General features: G+C 51.6%; 16 protein-coding genes. 11 read left to right on the top strand and 5 right to left on the bottom strand.

All coding sequences use genetic code 11. The annotated features are described in order from the left end of the window. From KKH67_00935 to KKH67_00915, 5 genes are all read right to left on the bottom strand, one after another. The coding region (locus KKH67_00935; GenBank protein ID MBU1317737.1) for a hypothetical protein at positions 1 to 2,137 on the bottom strand (2,137 nt) is incomplete at its 3' end. Positions 2,138 to 2,333: 196 nt separating this feature from the next. Next, positions 2,334 to 2,825: an FKBP-type peptidyl-prolyl cis-trans isomerase gene (locus KKH67_00930; GenBank protein ID MBU1317736.1), complete on the bottom strand. Its 492-nt coding sequence runs from the start codon at positions 2,823 to 2,825 to the stop codon at positions 2,334 to 2,336. Positions 2,826 to 2,860: 35 nt separating this feature from the next. Beyond that, positions 2,861 to 3,466 (bottom strand): thioredoxin family protein, encoded by a 606-nt coding sequence (locus KKH67_00925; protein MBU1317735.1) that lies wholly within the window; start codon positions 3,464 to 3,466, stop codon positions 2,861 to 2,863. Between the two features lie 40 nt (positions 3,467 to 3,506). Continuing rightward, a complete protein-coding gene (locus tag KKH67_00920) occupies positions 3,507 to 3,689 on the bottom strand; it encodes a zinc ribbon domain-containing protein (GenBank protein ID MBU1317734.1) in 183 nt (60 codons plus the stop codon). A 49-nt stretch (positions 3,690 to 3,738) separates the two neighbouring features. Beyond that, entirely contained in the window at positions 3,739 to 3,954 is a 216-nt protein-coding gene (locus KKH67_00915; GenBank protein ID MBU1317733.1) for a hypothetical protein, read from the bottom strand. Between the two features lie 489 nt (positions 3,955 to 4,443). On the opposite strand from KKH67_00915, the gene KKH67_00910 reads away from it, so the two are divergent. The 11 genes from KKH67_00910 (at position 4,444) to KKH67_00860 (ending at position 26,726) form a co-directional block, all read left to right on the top strand. Beyond that, positions 4,444 to 5,172 carry a YggS family pyridoxal phosphate-dependent enzyme gene (locus KKH67_00910; protein MBU1317732.1) on the top strand — a complete coding sequence of 243 codons (729 nt, stop codon included), beginning with the start codon at positions 4,444 to 4,446 and terminating at the stop codon, positions 5,170 to 5,172. Positions 5,173 to 5,180: 8 nt separating this feature from the next. Continuing rightward, entirely contained in the window at positions 5,181 to 6,005 is an 825-nt protein-coding gene (locus KKH67_00905) for a purine-nucleoside phosphorylase (protein ID MBU1317731.1), read from the top strand. A 4-nt stretch (positions 6,006 to 6,009) separates the two neighbouring features. Continuing rightward, positions 6,010 to 9,186, top strand: coding sequence for an isoleucine--tRNA ligase (ileS, locus tag KKH67_00900; GenBank protein ID MBU1317730.1), 3,177 nt, complete (start codon positions 6,010 to 6,012; stop codon positions 9,184 to 9,186). A 14-nt stretch (positions 9,187 to 9,200) separates the two neighbouring features. Next, positions 9,201 to 9,587: a TraR/DksA C4-type zinc finger protein gene (locus KKH67_00895; protein ID MBU1317729.1), complete on the top strand. Its 387-nt coding sequence runs from the start codon at positions 9,201 to 9,203 to the stop codon at positions 9,585 to 9,587. Between the two features lie 7 nt (positions 9,588 to 9,594). After that, complete coding sequence (gene lspA / locus KKH67_00890; GenBank protein MBU1317728.1) at positions 9,595 to 10,176, top strand: signal peptidase II; 582 nt, start codon at positions 9,595 to 9,597, stop codon at positions 10,174 to 10,176. Between the two features lie 76 nt (positions 10,177 to 10,252). Further along, positions 10,253 to 11,218 (top strand): RluA family pseudouridine synthase, encoded by a 966-nt coding sequence (locus KKH67_00885; protein MBU1317727.1) that lies wholly within the window; start codon positions 10,253 to 10,255, stop codon positions 11,216 to 11,218. A gap of 740 nt (positions 11,219 to 11,958) precedes the next feature. Next, on the top strand, positions 11,959 to 14,784 hold the full coding sequence (locus KKH67_00880) for a dockerin type I repeat-containing protein (GenBank protein MBU1317726.1): 2,826 nt from the start codon (positions 11,959 to 11,961) through the stop codon (positions 14,782 to 14,784). A 95-nt stretch (positions 14,785 to 14,879) separates the two neighbouring features. Continuing rightward, the gene (locus KKH67_00875) at positions 14,880 to 17,219 is read left to right on the top strand and encodes a M28 family peptidase (GenBank protein ID MBU1317725.1); all 2,340 of its coding nucleotides are present in this window, start codon (positions 14,880 to 14,882) and stop codon (positions 17,217 to 17,219) included. A gap of 2,657 nt (positions 17,220 to 19,876) precedes the next feature. Beyond that, positions 19,877 to 21,037, top strand: coding sequence for a thrombospondin type 3 repeat-containing protein (locus KKH67_00870; protein ID MBU1317724.1), 1,161 nt, complete (start codon positions 19,877 to 19,879; stop codon positions 21,035 to 21,037). Between the two features lie 434 nt (positions 21,038 to 21,471). Further along, positions 21,472 to 24,654 carry a choice-of-anchor J domain-containing protein gene (locus KKH67_00865; GenBank protein ID MBU1317723.1) on the top strand — a complete coding sequence of 1,061 codons (3,183 nt, stop codon included), beginning with the start codon at positions 21,472 to 21,474 and terminating at the stop codon, positions 24,652 to 24,654. A 77-nt stretch (positions 24,655 to 24,731) separates the two neighbouring features. Then, a complete protein-coding gene (locus KKH67_00860) occupies positions 24,732 to 26,726 on the top strand; it encodes a hypothetical protein (GenBank protein ID MBU1317722.1) in 1,995 nt (664 codons plus the stop codon). Positions 26,727 to 26,745: the final 19 nt, after the last annotated feature.

Raw genomic sequence — 26,745 nt, 5'->3', positions numbered from 1 at the left:
ATGCTGAAACCTGAATCGCTTCTTGCGGGCTATCGGCTTCATCCGGGTGGCCGTATGGGTGGTGCGGCAGTCCGGTTGGTGGGGGGGTGTCCGGGGGAGGTGACCCTCGTGAGCCGGAACCGCTACGTATCCAATCTCCCTTCACGGCATGCCCCCCAGCAGTCTCGACACGGCTCTTGAAATCTGAGATTTCTTTCACTCTCGGTGCACCGGCGTTGTGAGTCACTCTCTTGAAGTCACTCGGACGGAGACTAATTCCACCTCCAACCGAAGCGATAGACCTGCGGGTCAGTTGTGCATTGTTCAGTTGATCAGCCAGCTCGTTGCGGGCAGAAAGATAAGGCTCGCGACTCTCAAGCAAGATGTTGTATCTGTCAATCAGTTCATTCAACCGGTTAACTGCGTCGGAATCGCTCCTGTCCAGCGTTTTCCTAATGCTGTCTATCTCAGCAACAAGCGCTTGTACCTCCGATTCTGACAATGCGAGCAGGCTGTCGTAGCGCTCCACATCTGCTCGCATCTCTTTGTAAGCGAGCGGGGCGAGATCGTAAATGTCAATACCAGAGGTGAAGGCATTCGCGATTTCGAGAAACTCATCGTCCGTTGTGGATGCGCTGCATTGATCAAGAAGATGAGAAATATGGTACACACTGGTTCGTTCTCTGACACTTTGGTCAGTCAAGACCTCACCGTCAGGATACGCCATGGCGGTAACTGCGAGCATTTTCTTCGTTTTGTCGGGAGTCGAGAACGCTGGTAGTCTCACGGAGAGCAGGTCGTCCAGTTCGACTCTTTCGTTCATGTTCATCTCCCTCTCCCAGATGACAAGCGCCATTATTCCGCCGATATTGCTTAGTTCCCGGTAAGTGTTTTCTGCGTTTTCGTACTGGCTGAAATTGTCATTTAGGTGGTCGATCGTCTCCCTGACAGCTCTGCTCAAATCGACATTGGCATCCATACGTTCTGCATCTGCCAGGAACTGATCCGTAAGCACCGCCCCTGTATTGCCGTCTGTCACGGTTCCGATTGAATCGGGGTAAAACCAGTAGCGAATTCTTGTCCGGCCCATGCCACCCTGTTCGACTAACTGGCGTTCGTCCTCCGTCAGAAAGTCGGGTACGTGTTCGGTAATTCTCGCCTTAATGAGTTCATGCGTGTTGGGATCGAGCCCGGTACTCAGCGACTTGAAGAGCTTGTCGGCTTCGAGCACGACGTATCCGGCGCGAGTATTCTCGAGGTGTCCGCCGAAATTGACCTTCGCATATCTGTTGTCCTCATGATTGTCAAGGCTAATGTAAGGTGCATTGTAACCATAATGGAATACGGACCGGTAAATCACGGCAATATCTGATAACGAAATCGGGTAGCCTGCAATGGTCTGCGGCTGCGCCTTCTTGCCATAGAAGAGCAGGTCGCTATTCTCATCGACTTCAACTGCCTTGAGAATGACACCCTGATCCAGAAATTCCTCAATTCCAGCCAGATCCATGGGCTTTCGCCTTGGGGCAAGGTCAATGCTGTCGACGTCAAACCTGGTCGGGATTGTGTTGAGTCGTATTTCCGATTTTGCATAATCATTCTCAAACGCATAAATCTCCACGTTCTTGATGGATGTGTGCTCGCTGTTGATGACTTCTCTGATTGCGTGTCTCACAACTGACTGGTGAATCTCGAAACTGCTTGCTGGGTCACTGCCTTTGATGAACAGGCGAATCAGATCCTTATTGTAATAGAGCTGATAATGTCCCTCGCGGAAGAGAGCCGCCCAGGCGGGCTGCTCAGATCCGACCGGATAGTGAGCGATAATATTGAGCAGCGGCAGAGAGTCAGGTCCGATTCTGGACAGCAGCACATCATGACACAGAATCGAGAATGGCTCGAGATACTGCTGAACCACTCCCTTCAGTTCATCTGTATACCGGGGGAGCTTCGGGATAATCTCACCAACGGTCTCACCGCTGTGAGTGATAGCCGATTTATCGACTAAATCGCCGTATTGTATTGCGACTGTGCTGCCCGAGTTGCTATCCTGACTCAGCAAGGCAGGATTGAGTAATATGAATGTGATAGCGACCGCGGCAAGAATCGCCTGCGACAGAGCACGCCTCGATGGATTCTCTGAGAACTGGTTCTGCATATTTACATCTTTTTTTCTTCCAGCAATGTACACTCGACGAAGACTTGCGTCAAACGGTTTCTGAATGATCCAGAAACCTAATTCCAGACGTTGAAGGAATTTGTGGATAATCAGATAGGACGAACCCCTGCGGATTCGATACGAAATATATTAAGTGCTTTCCGGCAGATAATACGTCTGCCACTGACTGAACCAGTCATTTCAGCCCAAGCAGCGCGACATCGAAGATAATCGTCGCATTCGGCGGAATTGCTGGTGGAGCACCCTGTGAACCGTAGCCGAGGTTCGAAGGGATTATCAGCATTCTGCGACCACCGACTTTCATCGATGCAATGCCTTCTTCCCATCCCCTGATCACTCGGCCGAATCCGATCGGAAACTCAAACGGCTGCTCTCTGTCGCGAGATGAATCAAATTTGGTGCCGTCAGTAAGCCATCCGGTATAGTGCATGATGCATGTCTGACCTTTCTCAGGAGACAATCCGAGACCGACAACGACATCCACGTACTTCAGTCCGCTTTCAGTCGTGACTGTGTCACCGGTCGAGTAGGTGATATTCCCGGCAGGACGAGCGGCTTCAAACGGCACGGCAGGCTTCTCCGGTTCCGGGGATACATACTCTGCACCACCACATCCGATGATCAGCATCAAAATTAGTGCTGACAGTATCGCGATCAGTGCTCTCATGTAGTTCTCCTTCGTCGGTTTGTCAGATCAAGATATTATTCTGATTGCTGTTCTTCCTTGAACTCCACATACTCGTCAAACTTCATTGACTTGTAGGCCTTGGAAGTCATGTAGCTCATCATATTGAGCATACGGTCCGGATACATGATGCTCGCCTGACCACCTACCATTTGGTTGGTTGCTCCCTCTATAAAGATTGTGGTCGGATATCCGGACAGCAGGAATATTTTCCTGAGATAGGATTCGGCGAAGGCTCGTCCTTGATAGTGGAGTGTATCATTGCGTCCCGTTTGTACTTTGATTGCAATGAAATCTTTGTTGACGGCCTTTATGATCTCGGGAATGCTGAACAAAGAATCTTCCATCCATCGACACGGACCGCAGTCTGTGGTATCGAAGTAGAGTATCCCGTACTTAGTCGTTCCGGTAAGCTTCTCGATTCCCTCATCGTAGTCATACCATTTGATATAATCGCGAACTTCAGGTTCCCCGATTTTGAGCTTCGGTGCTCGATTCTCAGGATTGTCGGCAGTAGTCACCGAACTCTGTTCACTCGTCTTTGCAGTATCAGAACTCTCTCCACATGAATGAATCATGAGCAGAAGACCGAGAATTATGAATGTCGCGAGTGGTTGTTTCATGGTTTTCCAGTCCGGCGACCGCCGGAGTCTAACCCGTTCCTCAGCCGAATGGATTGCAACCTCCTCCGGTTTTCGGAGATCCACCGGAAGAGAATGCTGAAATTTTCTTTTCGACTTCAGGTGAATCACACTTCGGGCAACGTGCACTATACGGCGTGCTTGAGAACACAAGCTCCTCGAAATCATGCCCGCATTTGCTGCATTTGAACTCAAACATCGGCATTGTCATAAACCTCAGCGCTAATATAAGATCGATTCAGCGGCGGCCAAGTCTAATCTTTGCCAGATTCTTCATCCGATTTTTTCCGGAATAAGGGCACCAGTCCGAATGTTATCAGAGTGCCGAGCGCAGCGGCGTAAGCGCTTGACGCCACTGGACTTGATGTGAGCGGACAGGACACGCCTTCGCATCCAGCCAGGTAGTAGTATAGATAACCAAGGCCCGCATAGGCGGCTACCATAACCAGCTTCAAAACCGTCATTATCATTTCGAAAAACCTCCAATCTGTTACATCACTTTACCATTGGACGGCAGATTGGTTCAAATGATTCACGAAAAATCGAAAATTGCAAGAACTTTTCTCAGTAAGCCCCGGCGTGAATTGTTGTCAGGACAGGATTTCCGGAACTCTGTTGGCACCTGCAATATTCAAAAGAGATTAGCATCCTGTTGGTGGAAATAGCGTTACCAGGAGAGAACGCCGGCGGTGAGATTCATGTTCTCGACCATGGCGATGGCGAGATATTCAAGATAATCTCAGCCGATTCGGTTGACTGAGATGGAAACACGATCTCAGCTCTGAGACGGGAGCATTAGATACAGGAAGTCGGGGCATCCTGACTAGCGCAGGGACCTAGTCGCTGCTTTCCAGGTCACAGGGAGGGATCGTGACTTGCAGTGTGTTCTTCATAGGTGCCGGAATTCCTGGTGACGCAGCGCGTTCCCTTCCGAAGCAAACTTCCGAAGCAAATATTTGTTGCCATACCAGCGCTATTGGATTATTTTCATAGGCTTCATGGTCGCGTATGATGAACTGATGGAGAATGTCGCGCGGATACGGTGCGACATCGCTGAATGCCTGGAGAAGGTCGGCAGGACGGGGTCAACTGTGACTATCATTGCCGTCACTAAGAAGTTTCCAGCTGAGGCGGTCGATGCAGCTGTAGCGGCCGGTTTGACCGACATCGGGGAGAGCAGAGTGCAGGAGAGCGCGACCAAGAAACCGGCTGTGAAAGCCTCCTGCAGATGGCACTTGATAGGTCATTTGCAGAAAAACAAGATAGGCAAGGCGATAGAATTGTACGATATGATACAATCTGTGGATTCATACGAACTTGCGGAAGCCATTAATGCTAAGGCTACAACACCGGTAGACATTCTGTTGCAGGTTGACTCCTCAGGCGAAGAGACCAAATTCGGGATCGATCCTGATGATGTGATGCAAATGGTTGACAACATCGGGAAACTGGATAATCTGCGACTCAGGGGATTGATGACAATCGGGCCGCTCACTGAAGATGAGACAAGGATAAGGCATAGTTTCAGGCTCACGAAGGCACTGTTCGACAAAGTCAAAGAGAATGCATTGTCCAATGTCGAAATGTCGTACCTATCGATGGGAATGAGCGGGGACTATCAGATCGCCGTTGAGGAAGGCAGCAATATGGTCAGGATAGGAACTTCACTTTTCGGATCGAGAGCTTGAGCGCAGCTATGAGCGAACTGATGAACCAGATAGAGCGCAGCGTTGCGGATATAAGGAAGCAGACCGATTTCACGGCGGAAGTCGGAATTATACTCGGCACCGGACTCGGCACTCTTGCCGACAGAATTGATGAATCTGCATCCGTATCGTATGAGGACATCAGCCATTTTCCGGTTTCGACCGTGGAATTTCATGCAGGCAGGCTGATTTTCGGGCAGCTCGCAGGCAAGAAGGTCATCGCCATGCAGGGCAGATTTCACGTTTATGAAGGCTATACAATCCAGCAGGTTTCATATCCCGTCCGTGTGCTGAGAGCTCTTGGCGTCAAGACGCTGGTCGTCTCCAATGCAAGCGGCGGTCTTAACCCGCAGTTCGAACTTGGCGAGATCGTCCTGATAACCGATCACATAAACCTTCTAGGTGGCAGTCCGCTGATAGGCGTGAATCATGACAACATAGGGAGCCGCTTTCCGGATATGTTCAACTGCTACGATAAGGATCTTGCAAGATTGGCCGAAGATTGTGCGAGAGACGAGAAAATAAAGCTGAGCAAAGGCATCTACGCGGCAGTGACGGGACCGAACTTAGAGACCGCTGCCGAGTATAGATATTTGAGAATCATCGGGGCTGATGTTGTCGGCATGTCCACGGTTCCGGAGGTGATTGCAGCTCGGCACCAGGGAACGAGAGTACTTGGTTTTTCGATTGTAACCGACATGGGTGTTCCTGATGCGATGAAGGCTGTGAGCGTCGATGAAATACTGGGAACAGCCAGGGAAGCTGAACCAAACTTGACACGGCTCATAGAGTCGGTGGTCAGGAGAATAGACTGATACCATGTTTGACGAACTGAGAAAAGACTTCTCATTTCCAGATCTTGAGAAGAAGATATTAGACTTCTGGGCCACCGAAGATGTCTTCCACAGAAGTCATGAGATGAGAAAAGACGCTCCTCCGTTTGTATTTTTCGAAGGGCCGCCTACGGCAAACGGCAGGCCGGGCATTCATCATGTCATAGGCAGAGCTGTGAAAGACGCAGTTTGTCGTTATAAGCAGATGAAGGGCTTTCGTGTGGATCGCAAGGCAGGATGGGACACACATGGCCTACCGGTTGAGATCGAAGTTGAGAAGGCTCTCAAGCTCGATTCGAAGGCCGCTGTGGAGGAGTACGGCATCGGGCCATTCAACAAGGCGTGCAGGGAGTCTGTTTTCAAGTATCTCAAGGAGTGGGATGATCTGACGCTTCGCATCGGCTACTGGCTCGATCTCGATAAGCCGTATGTTACTTGTGATAATTCCTATATCGAATCGGTATGGTATATCCTCTCCGATTTCTTCAAGCGGGGATTGATATATCAGGGCCATAAGATACTTCCGTTTTGTCCGCGCTGCGAGACGGGACTGTCGTCTCATGAAGTTGCGCAGGGTTACAGCGAAGTTGCGGACCCGTCGGTGTTTGTAAAAGTCAAATCTGCCGACGAGGACAACCTGTATTACCTTGTCTGGACAACAACGCCCTGGACATTGATTTCAAACGTCGCACTGGCGGTTCATTCCGACGCAGACTACATCCGCATCGAGTACAAAGGGCAGGATCTTATTCTTGCTGAGGCGCTCGCCAACAGCGTGATCAACGACGAGTTCAAGGTAGTCGGTCGGATGAAAGGTTCTGAACTGGAGCACAAGAAGTACGAACCGCTTTTCGACTATTACAAAGATTCGATTGAGAATGCGTATTTCATAACCAACGCCGATTTCGTGACTCTTGAAGATGGCACCGGCATAGTCCACATGGCGCCCGCTTTCGGCGCAGATGATTACTCCGTAGGCCAGAAGTACGGGTTACCGGTTCTGCAGGCAGTGGAGCCGAACGGCACATTCAAGAGCGAAGTCACCGACTGGGCGGGAATGTTCATTAAAGATGCCGACCCTCACATCATAAAGAATTTGAAAGAGCGGAAGATTCTCTTCAAGAAAGAGAAGTACGTGCACAACTACCCCTTCTGTTGGCGCTGCGATACACCGCTCGTGTACTATGCAAGGAAATCGTGGTACATCAGAACGAGCGAGCACAAGGATGACCTCTTACGTTCGAACAGGCAGGTAAACTGGTATCCGTCGGAAATCGGTAGTGGACGTTTCGGCGAGTGGCTGGAGAACAACGTCGACTGGGCACTCTCCCGCGAACGGTACTGGGGGACTCCTTTGCCAATATGGGTATGCGATTCGTGTGGTGAACTCGATTCGATCGGCTCGATAAAGGAATTGCAGGAGCACGGCTCGGATGTTCCGGACGACATCGATTTGCACAGACCGTACGTTGACGATGTCACGTTTTCGTGCAAGTGTGGCGGAACGATGGTACGCACTCCGGAGGTGATCGACTGCTGGTTCGATTCCGGCGCTATGCCGTTTGCTCAGCATCATTATCCATTCGAAAACAATGGCAATTTCGGCAGTCTGTTTCCCGCTGAGTTCATCTCCGAGGGGACCGATCAGACGCGCGGTTGGTTTTACTCGTTGACTGCGATTGCGACACTCTTCAAAGAGTCGACAGCGTTTAAGAATGTGATCGTTATCGGGTTCATTCTCGATAAAGAAGGCCAGAAGATGTCGAAATCGAAAGGCAACATCGTTGATCCTTGGGAAGTCCTCGACAAGAACGGCGCAGATTCTCTTCGCTGGTATCTGCTCGCCTCTTCGCAGCCGTGGCTGCCGACACGTTTCGATCAAGCTGCGCTGACTGAAATGGAGCGGAAGTTCCTGCAGACGTTGAAGAACACATATTCGTTCTTCTCTCTGTACGCCAATCTCGACAAGGTGTACGAGCGGGGAGGGGATGCTTCGAAGCCTGTGCTGACATTTCTCGAAGAGAAGGCCGGACCGGCTCTTGAGATCGACCGCTGGATTCTCTCGGCGCTGAATAGTCTCGTCAAAGATGTAAATGACAGGTTTGAAGGCTATGATCTGACTCCCGCAACGCGTGCAATCGCCTCGTTTGTGGTGGATGATCTCTCGAACTGGTACGTACGCAGGTGCAGGAGGAGATTCTGGGCGGCGGCGGGTGATTCCGACAAGTACCGCGCGTATGCCACGCTGCACAAGTGTCTCGTTACTGTGTCAAAACTGGCCGCCCCGGTGATGCCATTCTTCACAGAGTTTCTGTACCGTGAATTGGTTGCTAAACTCGAGCCGAATGCTAATCAGAGTGTCCATATGGAGGATTTCCCGGTGGCGGATATAGCTGCGATTGACCTCGCTCTCGAAAAGAGAATGGGCGCAGCTCAGAAGATAGTGAATCTTGCTCGCGCGGCCAGGACAAGGGTTAATCTGAAGATCAGGCAGCCACTTGCCGAACTAAGGGTGATTTTGCCGGATGATTTGTCGGCTGATGATCTGGATAACCTCAAGCCGATCATTGCTGAGGAGTTGAATGTCAAGAGTGTTGTATTCTCCGATGATGCTTCAGAAGTCACATCGCTGACAGCCAAGGCTAATTTCAAGCTGCTTGGGCCGAAACTCGGCAAGAAGATCGGGTGGGCCAAAGATGCTATCAGTTCGCTATCCGATGCTTCACTGAGCGAGTTCCAGAAAACGGGCAAACTGGCGCTTTCGCTGAATGGGCATGACATCACTCTCACAACCGACGAAATCGAGATAGAGTCCGTCGATCGCGATGGTTATGCCAGCGAAAGAGATTCCGGTATTGTAGTAGCGATTAGCACAACTTTGACGGACGATCTGATTTCAGAAGGTTTCGCTCGCGAGCTGGTCAACAAGATTCAGAATATGAGGAAGGGACACGGCTTGGATGTGGTCGACCGGATCAATGTGACTTATGATTCGTCGCAGCCGGTTGTTTCGTCAGCTTCGGGATGCGCTGATTACATCAAAGGAGAGACTCTTGCAGATTCGCTCGTCTACGAGCCTACGTTCACAGGTGGCCAAGATTGGTTCATTCAAGAGTGGAACATTAATGGCCATCACGCAGTTATCCGAGTGAAAAAGGTATAGTTCATGGAGGTTTTATGCGCACCCGTGATATGAAGAAGTACGAAAAGCTTCTTCTGGAGAGAAGAAGGGAAGTCCTTCACGAAATGGGGCTCCTTCGAGGATCTGTGGCGGATGCAACAACCAAGGAGGCTACGGGTGATCACTCGAGCTACTCCTATCACATGGCGGATCAGGGGACGGATGCTATGGAGAGGGAGAAGACATTCATGTTTGCCTCCAAGAGCCAGCGTTTTCTCTACCACATTGATGAGGCGTTGCGCCGCATTAAGGACAAGACCTATGGCAAGTGTATAAAGTGCGATTCTGAGATAGGAACGGCGCGGCTCACCGCTCTTCCTCATGCGCGCTTTTGTATCAAGTGTAAAGAGGAGGAAGAGAGCGATTCCAAGAAGAGACAATGAGACAACCTTGACGGGTCTAGGCTCAGATGCACTGTCACGCGACCGGCGCAGCAATAGATACATTCTTCTGTTGTTGTCTGTCTCTCTTCTGCTACTTCTTCTTGATATCCTGACCAAATATCTCATCCAGTCAAATTTCGTTCCCGGCGAATCACTTTCGATATTCGGCGATACTGTTCGCTTGACATACGTGCTCAATCCGAAGGGCGCGTTTGGAGTATCTGTTGGATCGAATACATTCCACATCGTTACTTCATTCGTCGTGATTGCGGTAGTGGTTTATGTGTTCTGGAGGGGATTGGGTGCGAGCAGGCTGGTGGATTTATCGCTGGCGGCCATACTGAGCGGCGCTATAGGCAATCTGATAGACCGCATCCGGCTCGGGACGGTCGTAGACTTTGCAGACATTGATGTTCCAGATATAGATTTCGTAGGCCTGTACATGACGCGCTGGCCGGTTTTCAATGTCGCCGATGCCGCTATTTCTGTCGGCATGGCTATAATTATACTGTCTCTTGTGTTCAGTCGTCAGCATGGCAATAGTCCTGAGTCGGACTTGGAGCGGGGAGCAGGCACCGAAAGCCCGTAGCATTAGCGATTACTCCGCGTCTGAGTCAACCCGATCGATGAGCTTCAGCGTACGAACGCGATAGCAGGAGTCATACATGGAGCAGCACAATTTCCTGGTTGAGCCGGATGATGACTTCCGCAGAGTGGACCACTATCTCCAGTCGAAGCTTCCAAACATCTCCCGAACCTACATTCAGAAGCTGATTGCGGAAGGCCATGTCACGGTCAACGGGTGCGATGTGAGAGGATCATATAGACCTCATGAAGGTGACGAAATTGATGTAGTCATTCCTGAACTCAGGGAATTTCACCTCGTAGCGCAAAATATCCCGCTTGATGTTGTGTTCGAGGACGATGAAATCATCGTAGTGAACAAGCCTGTCGGAATGGTGTCGCATCCAGCACCGGGGCACTGGGACGGCACACTCGTCAATGCTCTTCTCCATCATGTGAAGGACTTCAAAGGCATCTCCGGTAAACTGCGCCCCGGTCTGGTTCATCGCCTCGATATGGAGACTTCCGGCCTGATAGTTGTTGCGAAGAGTGATAAGTCGCTCGCATTCCTGGCAGACGAGATGAAGGAACGGAGGATAAAACGCCGGTATGTTGCGTTTATCTGGGGACATATGCCGGAAGAGAATGGTACGATCGAGGCACCGATCGGCAGGTCCAGGAAGGATCGCAAGAGAATGGCGGTGACCGATTCCGGTTCACGTCCTGCGACTACCAAATATGATGTCATTGCGCAATACGAATTCGCCGCGAAACTCGAGCTACAGCTCGTTACAGGCAGAACCCACCAAATACGAGTGCATCTGGCACACGCAGGCCATCCGGTCATTGGGGACCCCGACTATGGTGGCAGGGAAAAAGCGCTGCGGGGCATGTTTGATCAACACCGTGCAATGGCAAGGGAGATTCTGCAAAACATAGATCGCCAGGCACTCCACGCGTTCAAGCTGTCGTTCATGCACCCGGTATCGAGGCTTTTGGTCACGTTTGAATCGGCACTTCCCGGCGATATGCAGCAGGTTGAGTCTCTGTTGTCCAGTTCATCGTAAGCTGTTATGAGAGAGGCCGCTACAGTTTCGGGAAGGTGAGACCATTGCTCTCCGCGTACGTTCCCAGCAGCCGGTTGTCCCAGATACTGTTGCGACCATGCAACGTCAAGTCTCGCATGCTTCATGCGTGGACAAACTATTTGTTGACGTGGGTCTATTAATGATTATATTGATCTTAGTTCAAGCGGATGGCAAGCACTCACATTATAATTTTCTTACCGGACTTTTGTCCCATCCGTGCATGAGCAAAGGACATACGCATAACGCAACTCTTGTTCGCAAGCAGCTTAACTGACTCTTCATTGGAGTTTGATTCTCGGTAGTATACTGCCCGTCGGACGGTGATTTGTACGCGCCTTTCAATCTCGAGTGCTTGGCCCCGCAAAACTACCAGCCTTTGCTGGGAAATAGTACTCATGACTTTGCAAGAGAAATGGATAGTCGAAGAAATACTGTTGCACGCCTGTTGCAGGTCGTTGCCCGCGACTGATAAGCGAAGGTCAGACGTCATCGACACAGAGTCTCCAACCAGACTGAGTTACAATTCATCGAAATATGCAGGTGTCTGTGGCTTCTGGCTATTGCTGGCCGGGATCAGCTTTCGTTTTCTTGCTACAGCAATGATCCGTGCCCAACTGATGAGCAAGGGTGTTGTCGCCCTACAGGAAATAACCTCAATTGATTGATAAACCGTGCAGTTAACTGTCCTGCAACCGGGACCAACTATGGGAGAGTGAAGAGTGGAATTACTGAATGTTACTGGCGTCGGAGTCCGAACAAGGCCAGCCGCAATGATTGGCATCCTGCTATGCACAGTCCTGCTTCTCGGCGCCCTAAGCGACCTATCCGCGGCGAGCAATGCCCGGGCTGAGGCGGCATTCAGGCTACTGCAATCTGATTATCCTGCAGTGAATGCTTACAGAAGTGACGAGGGGAGAATTACGCGGATCTACGGCAGGGCATTTGGCTCCGGAAGCAGCCCTGAAGATGCCGCAGAGGAGTTCAGAGTTGCCTATTCGGCGGTCCTGGGCGCCGAGGCGAGCGACCTGCTGCCCGTCAGTCGTCTTGCTGACGGTAGACACACTCAGCCGGTTATGTACAACTCGCAGACCGGTGAATCGAAATTCACTCTCGTTTATTACTCGCAGTTCAGGGACGGCCTGCCGGTCTTCAGGGCCGACGTCAGGTTACTTGTCCGCAATGAGCCGGGCTATCCTGTCGTTCTTGCAGCATCTGCACTGCGTGATCTGGGTGATTTCAGTGCCGCCAATCGGTCTGGAATCAATATAGGGACATCGAGGAACATCGTAAGTATCGAGCACCCGACTTTGACAGAATTCACAGAACCTAAAGAGGTGATATGGGCGGGCTATGACGACATAAATTCTGAGCCGATTCACGCCATCGTATTTGAGGGATTTAACGATAATTCCGAGAGATGGCTGTTTGTAGCCGACGCCGGCACCGGCGAAATCCTGTACCAAGAAGATCGGATCATCTTCGAGGATGTGCCCGGAAATGTGAGCGGACTGGCGACCGAGGGAAGCGGTGCGGAGCATTGCGAAGATGAGATACTTATGGCAATGCCGTATGCTGAAGTCAACATAGGCGCTTCCCAGAAGTACACTGACATTTACGGTGATTTTCTGTTCAAGGAGATCTTCGCATCCCCTGTTACAGTCGAATCACCTATGACGGGAGAGTTCTTCACAATCTTCAATTATCTCGGAAGTGTGGAAGACATGACACAAATTGTCACCCCTCCCGATCCTGCTAATTTCACTCACAATGCTTCAAACACTGAGTATATCAGATCCCAGGTCAATGCTTATATACAATCTAACGTAGTACGCGACCTGACTCTGCAGCACAATTCGTTCTATCCCGCGGTTTCGACTCAGACGGGCTTCCCCGTGTATGTCAATCGCAACGATGGATACTGTCCCGGGAATGCCTGGTACGATCCGGGCGATGAATCTCTGAATTTCTGTGCTACGGGAAGTGGCTATCCCAATACCGCCTGGTCAACAGTGATACATCATGAGTACGGGCATCACCTGGTGAATATGGCAGGGAGCGGTCAGGGGCAATATGGCGAAGGCCTCGGCGACGTGATGGGGTTGTTGATTACGGATGAATCCGGAACAGGATTCGGATTCTTCGGCGATTGTGCCACACCATTAAGAGATGCAAACAATACAAAGCAGTATCCGTGCGGCGGCGAAATTCATGATTGCGGACAGCTCTTATCAGGTTGTGTGTGGGATACACGTAATGAATTGATGGTAACCTATCCCGGTGGCGAGTACCAGGATACTCTCGCAAATCTTGCGATAAACTCAATACTGCTGCACACTGGTAACATGATTACACCTCAAATCACTATCGATTGGCTAACTCTCGATGATGATGATGCCAATATCGATAACGGCACTCCGCATCGCGAAGAAATTTGTGCCGGTTTCGGCGCGCACAACATGGATTGCCCTGCGCTGGCATATGTGTCATTTGAGTACCCCAGCGGTCAGCCAGAGATTGTGAACCCGAATCAGACTGAAACGATTCCAGTGAATGTTAATGCAGTTGCAGGTACACCGATTCAGGGCACAGGTGCGATGTTCATCTCCGTCGACGGTGGGCTTTTCCTGCCCGGAGTGATGGACGAAGTGAGTCCGAATCAGTACGAGGTCGTGCTTCCGGCAACCGATTGCGGAAGTATCATCAGTTGGTACGTTACGGCAGAGACTCTCGAGGGTGGAACGGTATCGGATCCTCCTGACGCCCCGGCAAGTTCTTTCTCTGCTGTAGTCGCTACGGGATCGGATGTCTTCTTCGAGGATAACTTTCAGACCAACCAGGGCTGGACTGTATCGAGTTCTGCTGTTGATGGACAGTGGCAGCGGGGAGATCCTGTCGGAGGCGGTGATCGAGGTGATCCCGCTAACGATTATGATGGCTCCGGCATGTGCTATGTGACCGATAACACGGACGGAAATTCGGATGTTGATGATGGTTCGACCACCCTCTATTCTCCGATTCTGAATCTCGAGGGGATCAATGCCAGGATCAGCTATGCAAGGTGGTATTCCAATAATATGGGCGACTCGCCATATGCTGATGAGATGACCATCGATGTGTCAAGCGATGGCGGTGGGAGCTGGACCAATGTCGAGATCGTCGGCCCGGTCGATGAGGCCTCCGGTGGATGGTACGAGAGCGGATTCTGGGTCAATGCGTATGTGACGCCTACGACCAACATGCAGGTACGATTTGTCGCATCGGATCTTGGCGCCGGCTCGATTGTCGAAGCTGGGCTCGATGCATTTGGGGTCGTGGCATACACGTGCGAGATTACATATATCTGTGGTGATGCGGATGGGTCGACAGCCATCGATATCGATGATGCGGTTTATTTGATACAGTACATTTTTGCGAGTGGATCACCGCCTGACCCGCTTGAGTCGGGAGATGCCGACTGCTCAGGTGCGGTTGATATCGATGATGCGGTTTTCCTGATCGCTTATATATTTGCTCAGGGACCTGAACCCTGTTCTACGTGTCCGTAAGCTGTGGCTGGTAGTCCTGCGACGGGAGATGTTGCAGGACTGAGCATCGCGATCCGGCGTGATTGTTGGATTGACAACATGTGAGGAGAATGGATATGTCAAAAAGATTCAGTCTGGTTGCACTGATTCTGCTTCTGGGAACGGCCAACGCCCTAGGAACAGACCTTTACAGAGTACTCGTCCCAAGTCATGCCGTCGCTGAGCGACTTGCCGCCCTGGACATTGAGCCTGTGGTGCGGCTCTCCAACGGCTATCTTGTACTCGTTGAATCGGACAAAATACGGGACCTCGATGAAACTGGGACTCAGTTTGAGCTTATCGAACGGGACATTACCAAAGATGAGCTTGCCGTAGATACGCGCCTCGACCTCGGGAATGTCGGCATGTATCCGCTCGTATATGAAGAGGATAATCTCAGGATATTTCGAGCAAAATTCACAGAGCTGTCTCAGTCGAAAACCCAAATTGATCTGGCACCGGTTTCGATTCGTCCCATGATAATAGAATACAATGAGCCTCGGAGGTTCGACAAAGCTCTGCTCGCTGCCGGTGTGGATCTTGATTCGCTGATTGGCCTGGTCTCAGAGGACTCACTGATTTCCTATACTGAAAGGCTTCAGGCATATTACAGAAGATTGAGCGGAAGTGATTCCTGCTACGCGGCTGCTGAATGGACCAAAGAGAAGTTCATGTCCTTTGGTTATGATTCTGTCTATACAGATTCGTTCACGACCAGCATATCGGGCAGTCCGACTATTGTCAAGAACACTATTGCTGTCAAAGTAGGCACACTGCGACCCAATCGGTATATCGTGGTTGGTGGGCACCGGGATGGGGTGTCGAGCTCTCCTGCCGCCGATGATAACGGCTCGGGGACAGCCGGGACGCTCGAAATCGCGAGGGTGCTGGCTGGTTCTGAACCTACTATGACGTTTATCTTCATAACCTTCAGTGGTGAAGAACAGGGCTTGCTCGGGGCCTACCATTATGCCGATAACGCCGCTGCAAACGGCGACACGATAGACTACATGCTCAATATGGATATGATTGCGCATTACGAGAACACAACACAGGCGAATCTATTCTATGGTTCCGACAACAGCTATTCGATCTTGTGGCAGGAACTGGCAGATTCGCTGGTTGGCATAAGCGGTGTCTTGGCTGGAAGTTCCGGCGGTTCTGACCACTACCCGTTCGCCCAGAATGGATACACTGTTACGTTCGTGCATGAGTACATTTTCTCGACTGTGTATCACTCCTATCGGGACAGCACGTCGTATATGGACTTTGACTACATGACGAAGCTCGTTAAGGCGTCTCTGGCAACGGTCTACGCCGTCATGCAGGATGTAACGGCTCCCCGGATCGAATTCGCATATCCGGCTGGAGTGCCATTCTATCTGGAGCCTGATGTCACAACCCCCTTCGATTTACAGCTCAATCCTGTCAACGGCGCAGAACTTGTACCGGGAACCGCGATGTTGAATTACTCAATCGACGGCGCGCCGGTCACGAGCGTCGCACTGACACAGATTTTCGAGAACCTGTACCAGGCGGAACTGCCTGCAGTCACGTGTGACGAGCAGATTGGATACTATGTCAGCGCAGAGGACGTTTACTCCGGTATGTACTACGATCCTCCCCCCTCGGATCCGAATGTTCCGTGGATTGCCACGAGTGTAATAGCTTCGATTGACGACAATTTCGAGACTGATCAGGGATGGATTGCTTCGAATCTTGGGGCGACCAGCGGCGATTGGCAGCGAGGGATACCAGTCAACGATCCGGGTTGGGATTATGATCCGGTGACCGACGGTGATGGCAGCGGGCGATGTTTTCTCACGCAGAACCAAACCGGAAATACCGATGTCGATGGTGGCGCTGTCAGGCTTACATCACCGACGTTTGATATGTCCAACGGTGGACTGATCAGCTATGAGTACTTCCTATTCCTGACCAATGTGGCAGGCGGAATCGATAAACTGCTTGTGGAGATCAATAGCGAGGGCGGTATCGGAACCTGGACGGAAATCGCGAATCATGATACAGATGGAGGCCTGACCTGGCGCCATCACGAAATCACTGAGGCGGAGCTGATTGCGGCAGGTGTCGATTTGACTTCGACTATGAAGATTAGATTCACGGCCAATGATGATGATCCGCAGAGTATTGTTGAAGCCGGGCTGGATGGCTTCTCCGTCTTGTCGTTCGAATGTAGCTCTCAGCAGTGGGTATGCGGCGATGCCGACAGTTCCGGCGAAGTCGATATCGATGATGCCGTTTTCTTGATAGCCTATATATTTGCCGGCGGACCGGCCCCCGATCCGATCGAGGCGGGTGATGCTGATTGTACGGGCGCCATCGACATCGATGATGCGGTGTATTTGATAACTTATATCTTTGCCTCAGGACCGGTGCCGTGCGCTGATTGCTGAGCATTCTTTTTCAAAGATGGAATGCGACGACTTGGATCGACATTATGAATTGACGCAACATAGTCTGAGAAAGGAGAACGGATCTCAAAGAATCACGGAGGGCCGGTGAAGTCACCTGCCAGAGTTGGGATAGATATTTCAACCATCACGCTTCAAACTGGAGGGAGATCATTGTGAAACGCTACACTATCGTGGTATTTCTCGCATTTCTCACAACACTCGCTCTCGGCATTGCCACTGACGGTTATGCCAAGAAGTCTGTTGCTGAAAGCACACAGGCGTTTAGCCTTCTCAGTGCGCAGTACCCGAATTTGAAGGTCTATAAAACCGATGATCGTGTTACGCGCATCTATGGACGTTCATTTGGAAGCGGCAGTAGCCCTGAAGCCACTGCCGAATCATTTAGGCTACAGCATTCCGCAGTTCTCGGTGCGCTGCCTGAGGAACTTGTTCCGGGAAGCCTGCTCAAGGACGACAATCATTCCACCGGAGTGATGTATAACGAACTGACTGGTGACTACAAATTCACTCTCGTGTATTACAAACAGTATCGAGATGGTCTGCCTGTGTTCAGGTCTGATCTCAGGCTGCTGGTTCGCAACGGGGCTGACTACCCTCTCGTGCTGGCATCGTCAGCAATCAGGAATTTGGGCGATTTCACCGCCGCCAACAAAGGTGCATATCAGTTTGATCTGGCTAAGAGTGAAGCCCTCATCGATCACCCGAGCCTTACCGAATTTACCGAACCGACAGAGGTGATCTTCGCCGGGCACGACAGTTTCGATTATGAGCCGACTCGCGCCATCCAATTCTGGGGACTCAGCGATTTTCCGGAACGATGGCTATTTGTGGCTGATGCCGCTACCGGGAAGATTCTCTTTGAAGAGAACGGTATCATCTTCGAGACGGTAACCGGCACAGTCAAGGGCATGGCGTCTCAGGGTGATGCGCAAGAAGACTGCGAACCTGAACTGGTCGAGGTGATGAAGTACGCCCGAGTCGAAGTCAGTGGCGCGGTCGGATATACCGATCACAAAGGCCATTTCTTTATTGAGAACTTTGGTTCACCTCCCTACGATGTATCATCGAAGATCTGGGGCCAGTGGTTTAGAGTGTTTAACTATACCGGTGCCGATGCCGAACTGACCATGTCGATCACACCTCCCGCGCACGCTGATTTCGTGCACAATTCAATGAATACGGAGTCTTACAGGGCGCAGGTAAATGCCTATGTCGAGGCGAATGTGGTTCGTGATCGCGTAATGAAGTTCAACCCGACTTATCCTGATGTCTCGACTCATACTGAGATGGATGTGTACGTCAACCGCACCGACGGCTACTGCCCCGGAAATGCCTGGTATGATAGTTGGGACTATTCGATCAATTTCTGCAGCGCCGGCGGTCAGTATCCGAATACGGCATGGCAGAGTGTTATCCACCATGAGTATGGCCACCATCTTATCGAAGTTGCCGGCAGTGGTCAGGGACAGTATGGTGAGGGCATGAGTGACTGTATTTCAATCCTGGACTCTGACGATCCCGGGCTTGGCTACGGATTCTATGGCGACGGACAATGTTCGCAGCCGCTCAGGAACGCCGACAATGACTATCAGTATCCATGCAGCGGAAGCATTCATGACTGCGGTCAGTTGCTTTCCGCTTGCATCTGGGATACCCGGAATGCGCTTGTTTGGAAATATCCTACCACATACATGGACACGCTTGCTAATCTGACGATCAACTCAATCCTGCTGCACAGCGGCACGGAAATCACGCCCCAGATCACGATCGACTTCCTGACGCTCGACGATGATGACGCGAACCTCGGGAACGGCACCCCGAACTACAATCAAATCTGCGCGGGATTTAGCGCCCACAATATGGATTGTCCCGACCTTGCACTCATCGAGTTCGTATATCCAAGTGGTAAGCCTGCCTACGTGTTTCCGAATGTCGAAACACCGGTACTGTTCAATGTTACATCGATCTCTGCCGATCCGGTGCCGGGTACTGGTGCTTTCTACTATTCGATCGATGGAGGAGCATATCAGGCCGGAACAATCACTGAACTGGCCCCGAACCAATATGAGTTCATGATGCCTGCGGTAGAATGCCTGCAGACTATCAACTGGTACGTGAGCGCCGAGGCAACCGGTTACGGCACTGTCAGCGATCCCCAGTATGCTCCAGCGGCATCATATGTCACTTTTGCTGCGACGCAGATTTCGGTTGCATTTGAGGACGATTTCGAGACTGATAAGGGCTGGACGGTGTCCGGCGGCCTTTGGGCTCGCGGTGCCCCGACAGGCGGTGGCGGTCAGTATGGCAATCCCGATCCTGTTGGAGGCCACAACAGCCCCAAATGCTTTGCTTATAATCTGAACGGCGACTATGAAAATAGCATGCCGGAGAGGCATCTTACAAGTCCGGTAATGGACTGCAGCGCCATGAGCGGGGTGAGCTTCAAATTCTGGCGCTGGCTCGGAGTAGAACAGCCTTCATATGACCATGCTTACGTACGTGTCAGCACGAATGGCAGCACCTGGACGACGATATGGGAGAATTCTGGAGAAGTCAGCGACGCTGCATGGACTTACCAAGAGTTCGATATATCATCTATCGCTGACGGCCAGGCTACTGTCTATGTCCGTTTCACCATGGGCACATCAGATGGCTCCTGGCAGTATTGCGGTTGGAATATCGATGATCTCGAAGTCTCCGCGTTTGAGTGTGAATCGACTGCGGACACGGATGAAGACGGCATTATCGATGCATTGGATAACTGCCCATTGGTCCAGAATCCGGATCAGGAAGATGCAGACAGCGACGGAATCGGTGATAGCTGCGATGTCTGCACCGACCTTGACGACGACGGCTATGGCGATCCGGGATATCCCAATAATACATGCATACTTGACAACTGCCCGTCCGTCCCGAATCCGACTCAGTCGGATGCTGATGGAGATGGTCTTGGCGATGTTTGCGACGAATGCACCGACACAGATGGTGATGGATTTGGCGACCCCGGATATTCGGCAAATACATGTCCGGTCGACAATTGCCCATCGAAGTACAATCCGGATCAGGAGGATGCGGACGCTGATGGTGTAGGTGACAGTTGCGATGTCTGCACCGATCTCGATGGCGACGGCTATGGTGATGCCGGATATCCTGCTAACACCTGCGCACTCGACAACTGTCCCGGCACACCGAACCCCGATCAGGCTGACGCTGATGAAGACGGTGTAGGCGATGTCTGCGACGATTGCACGGATTCCGATGGCGACGGTTATGGTGATCCCGGATTCCCGGCGAACACCTGCGTTGTCGACAATTGTCCGGGGGTGTCAAATAATGGACAGGAAGATGAAGACAGTGATCAAGTCGGCGACGCCTGCGACAACTGCCTGACCGTGGCAAACGCCAGCCAGGATGATGGTGACGGCGACGAAGTCGGTGACGCTTGCGATAACTGTATTTCGGTTGCCAATGCCTTACAGGAGGATACCGATAGTGACACGGTTGGCGATTCCTGCGATAACTGCATCGATGTTCCGAATACGGATCAGACAGACTCCGATGGAGACCTGATCGGCGATGCCTGCGATTGGATGTGCGGCGACTGTGACGGGTCGGCTTCAGTCGATATCGACGACGCAGTGGCTTTGATATCGTACATCTTCTCAGGTGGCCCGGCTCCGGATCCGATGGAAGCTGGCGACGCTGATTGCAGCGGTGCTGTCGACATTGATGATGCTGTTTATGTCATAAGCTACATATTCGCCTCCGGTCCGGAACCGTGTGCCGAATGTCCGTAGGAAGTAGAAATCGACATACTGCGTCCCATTGAGGCACACAATCGATAGATTACCGGGAGCAGATATTCTCTGCTCCCGGTATTTTGTGCCGGGCAGTTCACTTCAAATCATGCAGTTTACTCCCCATTTATCCATTGACTAATACGTCGAAATTGTTAACTTATATTTGTTACTCCATGCTGAGCAGAAGCGATGGACATACATTGACTCAGTATTCCCTGTCTCCGGAGTGCCGACGGTCGGTGTCTTCTGCTATTCTCTCAGCCGCAAGGATCACACAGTGATGAGATGTACGCAATCTCCATACACGATTAGTAGACGGACGAATCTCTCTTTTTTGTTGACGTGAGAGCATGAGGCATCTCTTTGAAGATTAATTGATAACAACATACCTGTTCACATGCATGGGGCTTGGTTGCATAGGAGGAAAACCCATGAAAGCGCACGCTCCCTTTACTCGCTTCTCTCTAGTGGCATCCGCATTGCTGCTTGGAGCCTTCATTCTGGCTCCGGTCGCTCATTCCGCATCCGACCAACTCAAGATCGACTATTCCTTCGACAGCCCGGCAATCGAAGAAGTCAGGATTATGGGCGACTTCTATCATCGTCTGGCGATGCCGGACGCGCCCAATTCCGGCAACATTGGCCAGCCTGCTCTGCCGGCAAGCGGCGCATACATATTGCTACCGTACGGCTCAGAGGTAAAGAGCATCGAGATCATTGCCGGAGAGAGGGTCTTCCTCGGCGACGGTTTCATGGTCGAGCCTGTATCAGAGCAGGGGAAACTGATCGGGGAGCCGATTGATCCGATTGCACCTGTTCCCAATGAAGAAATCTATAGCTCCGACAACCCATTCCCTGCATCGCGCTACCATGAAGTTGGCGTTCAGAATTTCCGTGGATACGACATGCTGATTCTGATGCTCCAGCCTGTCGAGTACATCCCCTCCAAGGGAGAACTCTATTACTATCCGAACCTGACTGTGGTGGTGAACATCATCGATTCAGATAAATCGAATTCTCTCTTCCGCGGTCTCGAATCGGATCAGACGGAAATACTCAGCAGGATCGACAATCCTGAAGCAGCAGTATCTTACGCAGCTACCGGACTCAAGGCTGACAAGGCATACGACTATCTGATTCTCACAACACCTGAGTTGGTTGCATCATTTGAGCCTCTAAAGGCATATCATGACGCCCATGGAATGTCGACTGAAATCAAGACGACAACGGACGTTGGCGGCAACGATCCGGATGCCGTTCGTTCCTATATTACCGGTCAATATCAGTTCAGCGGTATTGACTATGTTCTAATTGGCGGCGACGACGATGTGATTCCTGCGAAGAACCTATTTGTCCGCATGAGCTACCCATCGGGTGAGGCCGATTATTCCATGCCGGGCGATCTCTACTTCGTATGTCTGAACGGAACATGGAATTACGATAATGATTCATACTGGGGTGAGCCGACAGACGGTCCCGGTGGTGGTGATGTAGACCTTGTGGCGGAAGTCTATATTGGACGTGCCTCGGTTGGCAACACCACAGAAGCTGACCGCTTCGTCAGCAAGACGCTCGGCTACCTGACTACAGCTGATCCGTATCTGCAGGAGTTCCTGCTTGTTGGTGAATATCTCGGATTCGGAGGCGACGCCGAGTATGCCAATCAGTATATGAATGAACTGGTCGACGGTTCGAGTATGCACGGATATACGACAGTCGGCATACCCTCAAACATCTACAATATCGACAGCCTGTACGAGAAGAACTACATCTGGTCGCAGACGGAACTGGCCGGTCGCATAAACGGCGGTTTGCACGTAGTAAACCATCTCGGTCACGGCAGTCCCGATTATGCTATGAAGTTCTACAATCCTGATATCATGAACCTACTCACGAATAACGATCACTGTCTCGTATACTCACAGACCTGCCTCGCGGGTCATTTTGACGATACGGAGTGCTGGGCGGAAACAGCAAATATCAAGACCGATCACGGTGCTTTCATGGTCATCATGAACGCACGATATGGATTCGGCCAGTTCAACTCGACCGATGGCGCTTCTCAGAGGTATAACCGCGAGTTCTGGGATGCCATCTTCAATGTGTCAGAACGCAAATTGGAAATCGGCAAAGCTAACCAGGATTCCAAAGAGGATAACCTCTACAGAATCAGTGATGACTACATGCGGTGGGTTTACTACGAGCTGAATGTGTTCGGCGATCCAACGATACGGTTCCGCGGTGTGACGAGTATCGGGTTTACGTATCCCTCAGGACTCCCGGATCTGGTCAGCCCCGGCGTACCGTCCTCGTTTGATGTCGTTGTTGAAGGAATCGGTGATGGAGTTGCTGTGCCGAGCACCGGCCAGCTTCACTACTCTATCAACGGCAGTCCAGTTACGACGGTTGCAATGACAGAATCCTTGCCGAACCACTATCAGGCTACACTTCCTGCAATCTCATGCGGGGACGTTCTCGAATTCTACGTCTCCGCAGAAGAGGCGACACATGGCAGGATATACAATCCCGATCCGAGTTCACCGAATCAGGTAATTGCCGTCACAGAGATCGCGCAGATATTTTATGATGATTTCGAGACTGATAAGGGATGGACGATCTCGGGTGGCCAGTGGGCGCGCGGTGTCCCGACTGGTGGCGGTGGTGAATACGGTGGCCCTGATCCCTCGAGTGGTTACGTTCTGCCGAATGTGTTCGGATACAATCTCAACGGCGACTATGAAAACAGCATGCCAGAGAGACATCTGACCAGCCCGGCGATTGACTGCTCCGGAATGGGTGATGTGTCACTGAAATTCTACCGCTGGCTTGGTGTCGAGCAACCTACCTACGATCATGCCTACATTCGCATCAGCACCAACGGCTCCACATGGACTACCATCTGGGAAAATTCAGGAACAATAACCGATGCATCCTGGGTCGAAATGGAACTTGATATATCTGCCTACGCAGACGGTCAATCGACCGTGTATCTGCGCTGGACGATGGGTAGCACCGATAGCGGCTGGAGATACTGCGGGTGGAATATCGATGGCGTCGAATTGTCAGCATATGTCTGTGACGAATCGCCCGATTCAGATGGCGACGGAATTGTTAACGGCAGCGACAACTGTCCGTCTGTATACAATCCGGATCAGGAAGATGCTGACGGAGATGGTGAAGGCGATAGCTGTGACGTTTGCACCGACATTGATGAAGATGGTTTCGGTGATCCTGGTTATCCGGCCAACACCTGCGCAGAAGACAATTGTCCATCAGTCAACAATCCTGCTCAGGAAGATACTGATGGCGATTCAGTCGGAGACTCGTGCGATAACTGCATCTTTGTCGAGAATCCGGACCAGACCGATGGCGACGGTGACCAAATCGGTGACGCGTGCGACTTCATCTGCGGAGACGCCGACGGCAACGGAGCCGTCGACATCGATGACGCCGTATTTGTCCTCGAGTATATTTTCGGGAGCGGAGTAGCGCCAGATCCAGAGGAGTCCGCCGATTGTGATTGTTCTGGCGGTTGTGATATCGATGACGTTGTTTATTTGGTTCAGTACATTTTCGCATCCGGCTCCGAGCCATGCGCAGACTGCACACCATAGACTGGAGATTAGGATCATCGGAATAAACTGATATCATCGAGGCAAGCTTCGACGGATATCGAAAGGACCATGTCAAAATGAAATGCACTCAGCGAACAGACAGCTCCACGATTTTCTTTAGTGTGATACTAGCGTTGATCGCTCTATCATTCTGGTCGAGCGCGGCTGCTCAGGTGGATACTAAAGCGCTGCAGGAGCAAGCCGAGGAGGAAGGTTGGACCTTCACAGTCGGTGAGAATTCTGCGACGCAGTATTCTCTCGAAGAACTGTGCGGGTTGGTAGAACCGGAAAATTGGGCTGAATCGGCGTCGTTTGACCCATGCACCCCGACCAGAGTCCTGCCATCTCAGTTTGACTGGAGAGATTCGACAACGCTTCCACCGGTAAAGAATCAGGGAGGATGCGGCAGTTGCTGGGCATTTGCGACTGTCGGGCCGCTTGAGTGCAATATAAAGCTGAAAGACGGGTCGACAGTGGATCTGTCAGAGCAGTGGCTTGTCAGCTGCAATAGTGATGGATGGGACTGCTCCGGTGGATGGTGGGCTCACGACTATCACCAATGGAAGACCGATGGTTGTGGCGGTACGGGCACGGTTTATGAGTCTGACTTCCCGTACGCGGCGTCGGATCTGCCATGTGGCTGCCCATATCCGCATGAGTACCTGATTGAATCATGGGCGTATGTTGGTTCTCAGAGCAGCGTGCCGAGTGTGAGCTCGATCAAGCAGGCTATTCTGGATCACGGGCCAATCTCTGTGGCGGTGACTGCGAACTACGCAATGCAGGCCTACAATGGCGGCATATTCAACTCCTGCACAAGCAGTCAGGTCAATCATGGTGTCACGCTTGTCGGATGGGATGATTCCCAGGGGACCAACGGCGTCTGGTACATGCGCAATTCCTGGGGGCAGGGTTGGGGCGAGGATGGCGGTTACATGCGGATTGAGTACGGATGTTCGAACATCGGCTACGCCGCAAGTTATGTCGATTATGCCGGCAGGCAGAAACTGTCGTTCACATATCCCAATGGCCTTCCGGAAACTGTTATGCCGGGCCAGCCTACACCGGTTGATGTCGTGGTCTCCGGCATCTATAACGGAACGCCATCCCCCGGTTCAGGACAGGTGCATTACTCAATCGATGGTCAGACGGTAGTCTCTGTGGACATGGAGCAGAGCGAGCCAAACTACTACACCGCGATGTTGCCGGCGATAGACTGCGGATCGGACATCGAATTCTACTTCAGTGCTGAAGACATTTCTGCAAGCGTATTCACAGATCCATTCGAGGCGCCGGAGGAGACTTTCAGCGTCTTTCCCGCAAGCGTTATCCGAATCGCACTCACTGACAATTTCGATACAGATGAGGGGTGGAGCGTCTCTGGTGACGCAGCCGATGGTCAGTGGGATCGCGGAGTCCCTGTAGGGGGCGGTGACAGGGGTGACCCTGCCGTGGATTTCGATGGCTCTGGCAGTTGCTATCTCACAGACAACGAGGATGACAATTCTGATGTCGATCTTGGAACGACCACGCTGATATCACCTGTGATCGATCTCTCGTCCGGTGATGCCACGGTACATTATGCACGTTGGTATTCGAATGACCTCGGTGGCAACCCCCACGAGAATCTGTTCTACATCTACATTTCCAATGACGATGGTCAGAACTGGGCTGAAGTCGAGGCGGTAGGCCCTGTTGAACAGGCATCGGGTGGGTGGTACGAGAGTGTTTTCCAGGTGAGCGACTTTGTTACCCCGACTCCACAGATACGACTCCGTTTTGATGTGCCGGATACTATGGGCGGCTCTGTAGTCGAGGCTGCAATCGATGACGTCTCTGTAATCCGGTATGAGTGCGATGAGTTTGTGTGTGGTGACGCCAATGGCAGCGGATCGGTCGATATCGACGACTGCGTGTTTCTGGTGCAATACATTTTCTCCGGCGGCGCGGCTCCGGAACCGATCGAAACAGGCGATGTCGATTGCTCGACTGATATTGACATAGATGATGTAGTGTATCTTATAGGCTACATATTCGCAGGCGGTGCAGCTCCCTGCTCCGGCTGTCAATAATCGCGTTGATCTGGTACGC

It is taken from the genome of Candidatus Zixiibacteriota bacterium, assembly GCA_018820315.1.
Lineage (GTDB): Bacteria > Zixibacteria > MSB-5A5 > JAABVY01 > JAHJOQ01 > JAHJOQ01.
Note: the sequence above shows the minus strand (reverse complement) of the source record. Positions and strands in the feature narration are given on the sequence as shown.

What these genes read in the sequence shown, in the direction of transcription:
- KKH67_00930 (MBU1317736.1), bottom strand. Translation starts at nt 2,825, where the DNA reads ATGAGAGCACTGATCGCGATACTGTCAGCACTAATTTTGATGCTGATC.
- KKH67_00925 (MBU1317735.1), bottom strand. Translation starts at nt 3,466, where the DNA reads ATGAAACAACCACTCGCGACATTCATAATTCTCGGTCTTCTGCTCATG.
- KKH67_00920 (MBU1317734.1), bottom strand. Translation starts at nt 3,689, where the DNA reads ATGCCGATGTTTGAGTTCAAATGCAGCAAATGCGGGCATGATTTCGAG.
- KKH67_00915 (MBU1317733.1), bottom strand. Translation starts at nt 3,954, where the DNA reads ATGATAATGACGGTTTTGAAGCTGGTTATGGTAGCCGCCTATGCGGGC.
- KKH67_00905 (MBU1317731.1), top strand. Translation starts at nt 5,181, where the DNA reads ATGAGCGAACTGATGAACCAGATAGAGCGCAGCGTTGCGGATATAAGG.
- ileS (MBU1317730.1), top strand. Translation starts at nt 6,010, where the DNA reads ATGTTTGACGAACTGAGAAAAGACTTCTCATTTCCAGATCTTGAGAAG.
- KKH67_00895 (MBU1317729.1), top strand. Translation starts at nt 9,201, where the DNA reads ATGCGCACCCGTGATATGAAGAAGTACGAAAAGCTTCTTCTGGAGAGA.
- KKH67_00885 (MBU1317727.1), top strand. Translation starts at nt 10,253, where the DNA reads ATGGAGCAGCACAATTTCCTGGTTGAGCCGGATGATGACTTCCGCAGA.
- KKH67_00875 (MBU1317725.1), top strand. Translation starts at nt 14,880, where the DNA reads ATGTCAAAAAGATTCAGTCTGGTTGCACTGATTCTGCTTCTGGGAACG.
- KKH67_00870 (MBU1317724.1), top strand. Translation starts at nt 19,877, where the DNA reads ATGGGCACATCAGATGGCTCCTGGCAGTATTGCGGTTGGAATATCGAT.
- KKH67_00865 (MBU1317723.1), top strand. Translation starts at nt 21,472, where the DNA reads ATGAAAGCGCACGCTCCCTTTACTCGCTTCTCTCTAGTGGCATCCGCA.
- KKH67_00860 (MBU1317722.1), top strand. Translation starts at nt 24,732, where the DNA reads ATGAAATGCACTCAGCGAACAGACAGCTCCACGATTTTCTTTAGTGTG.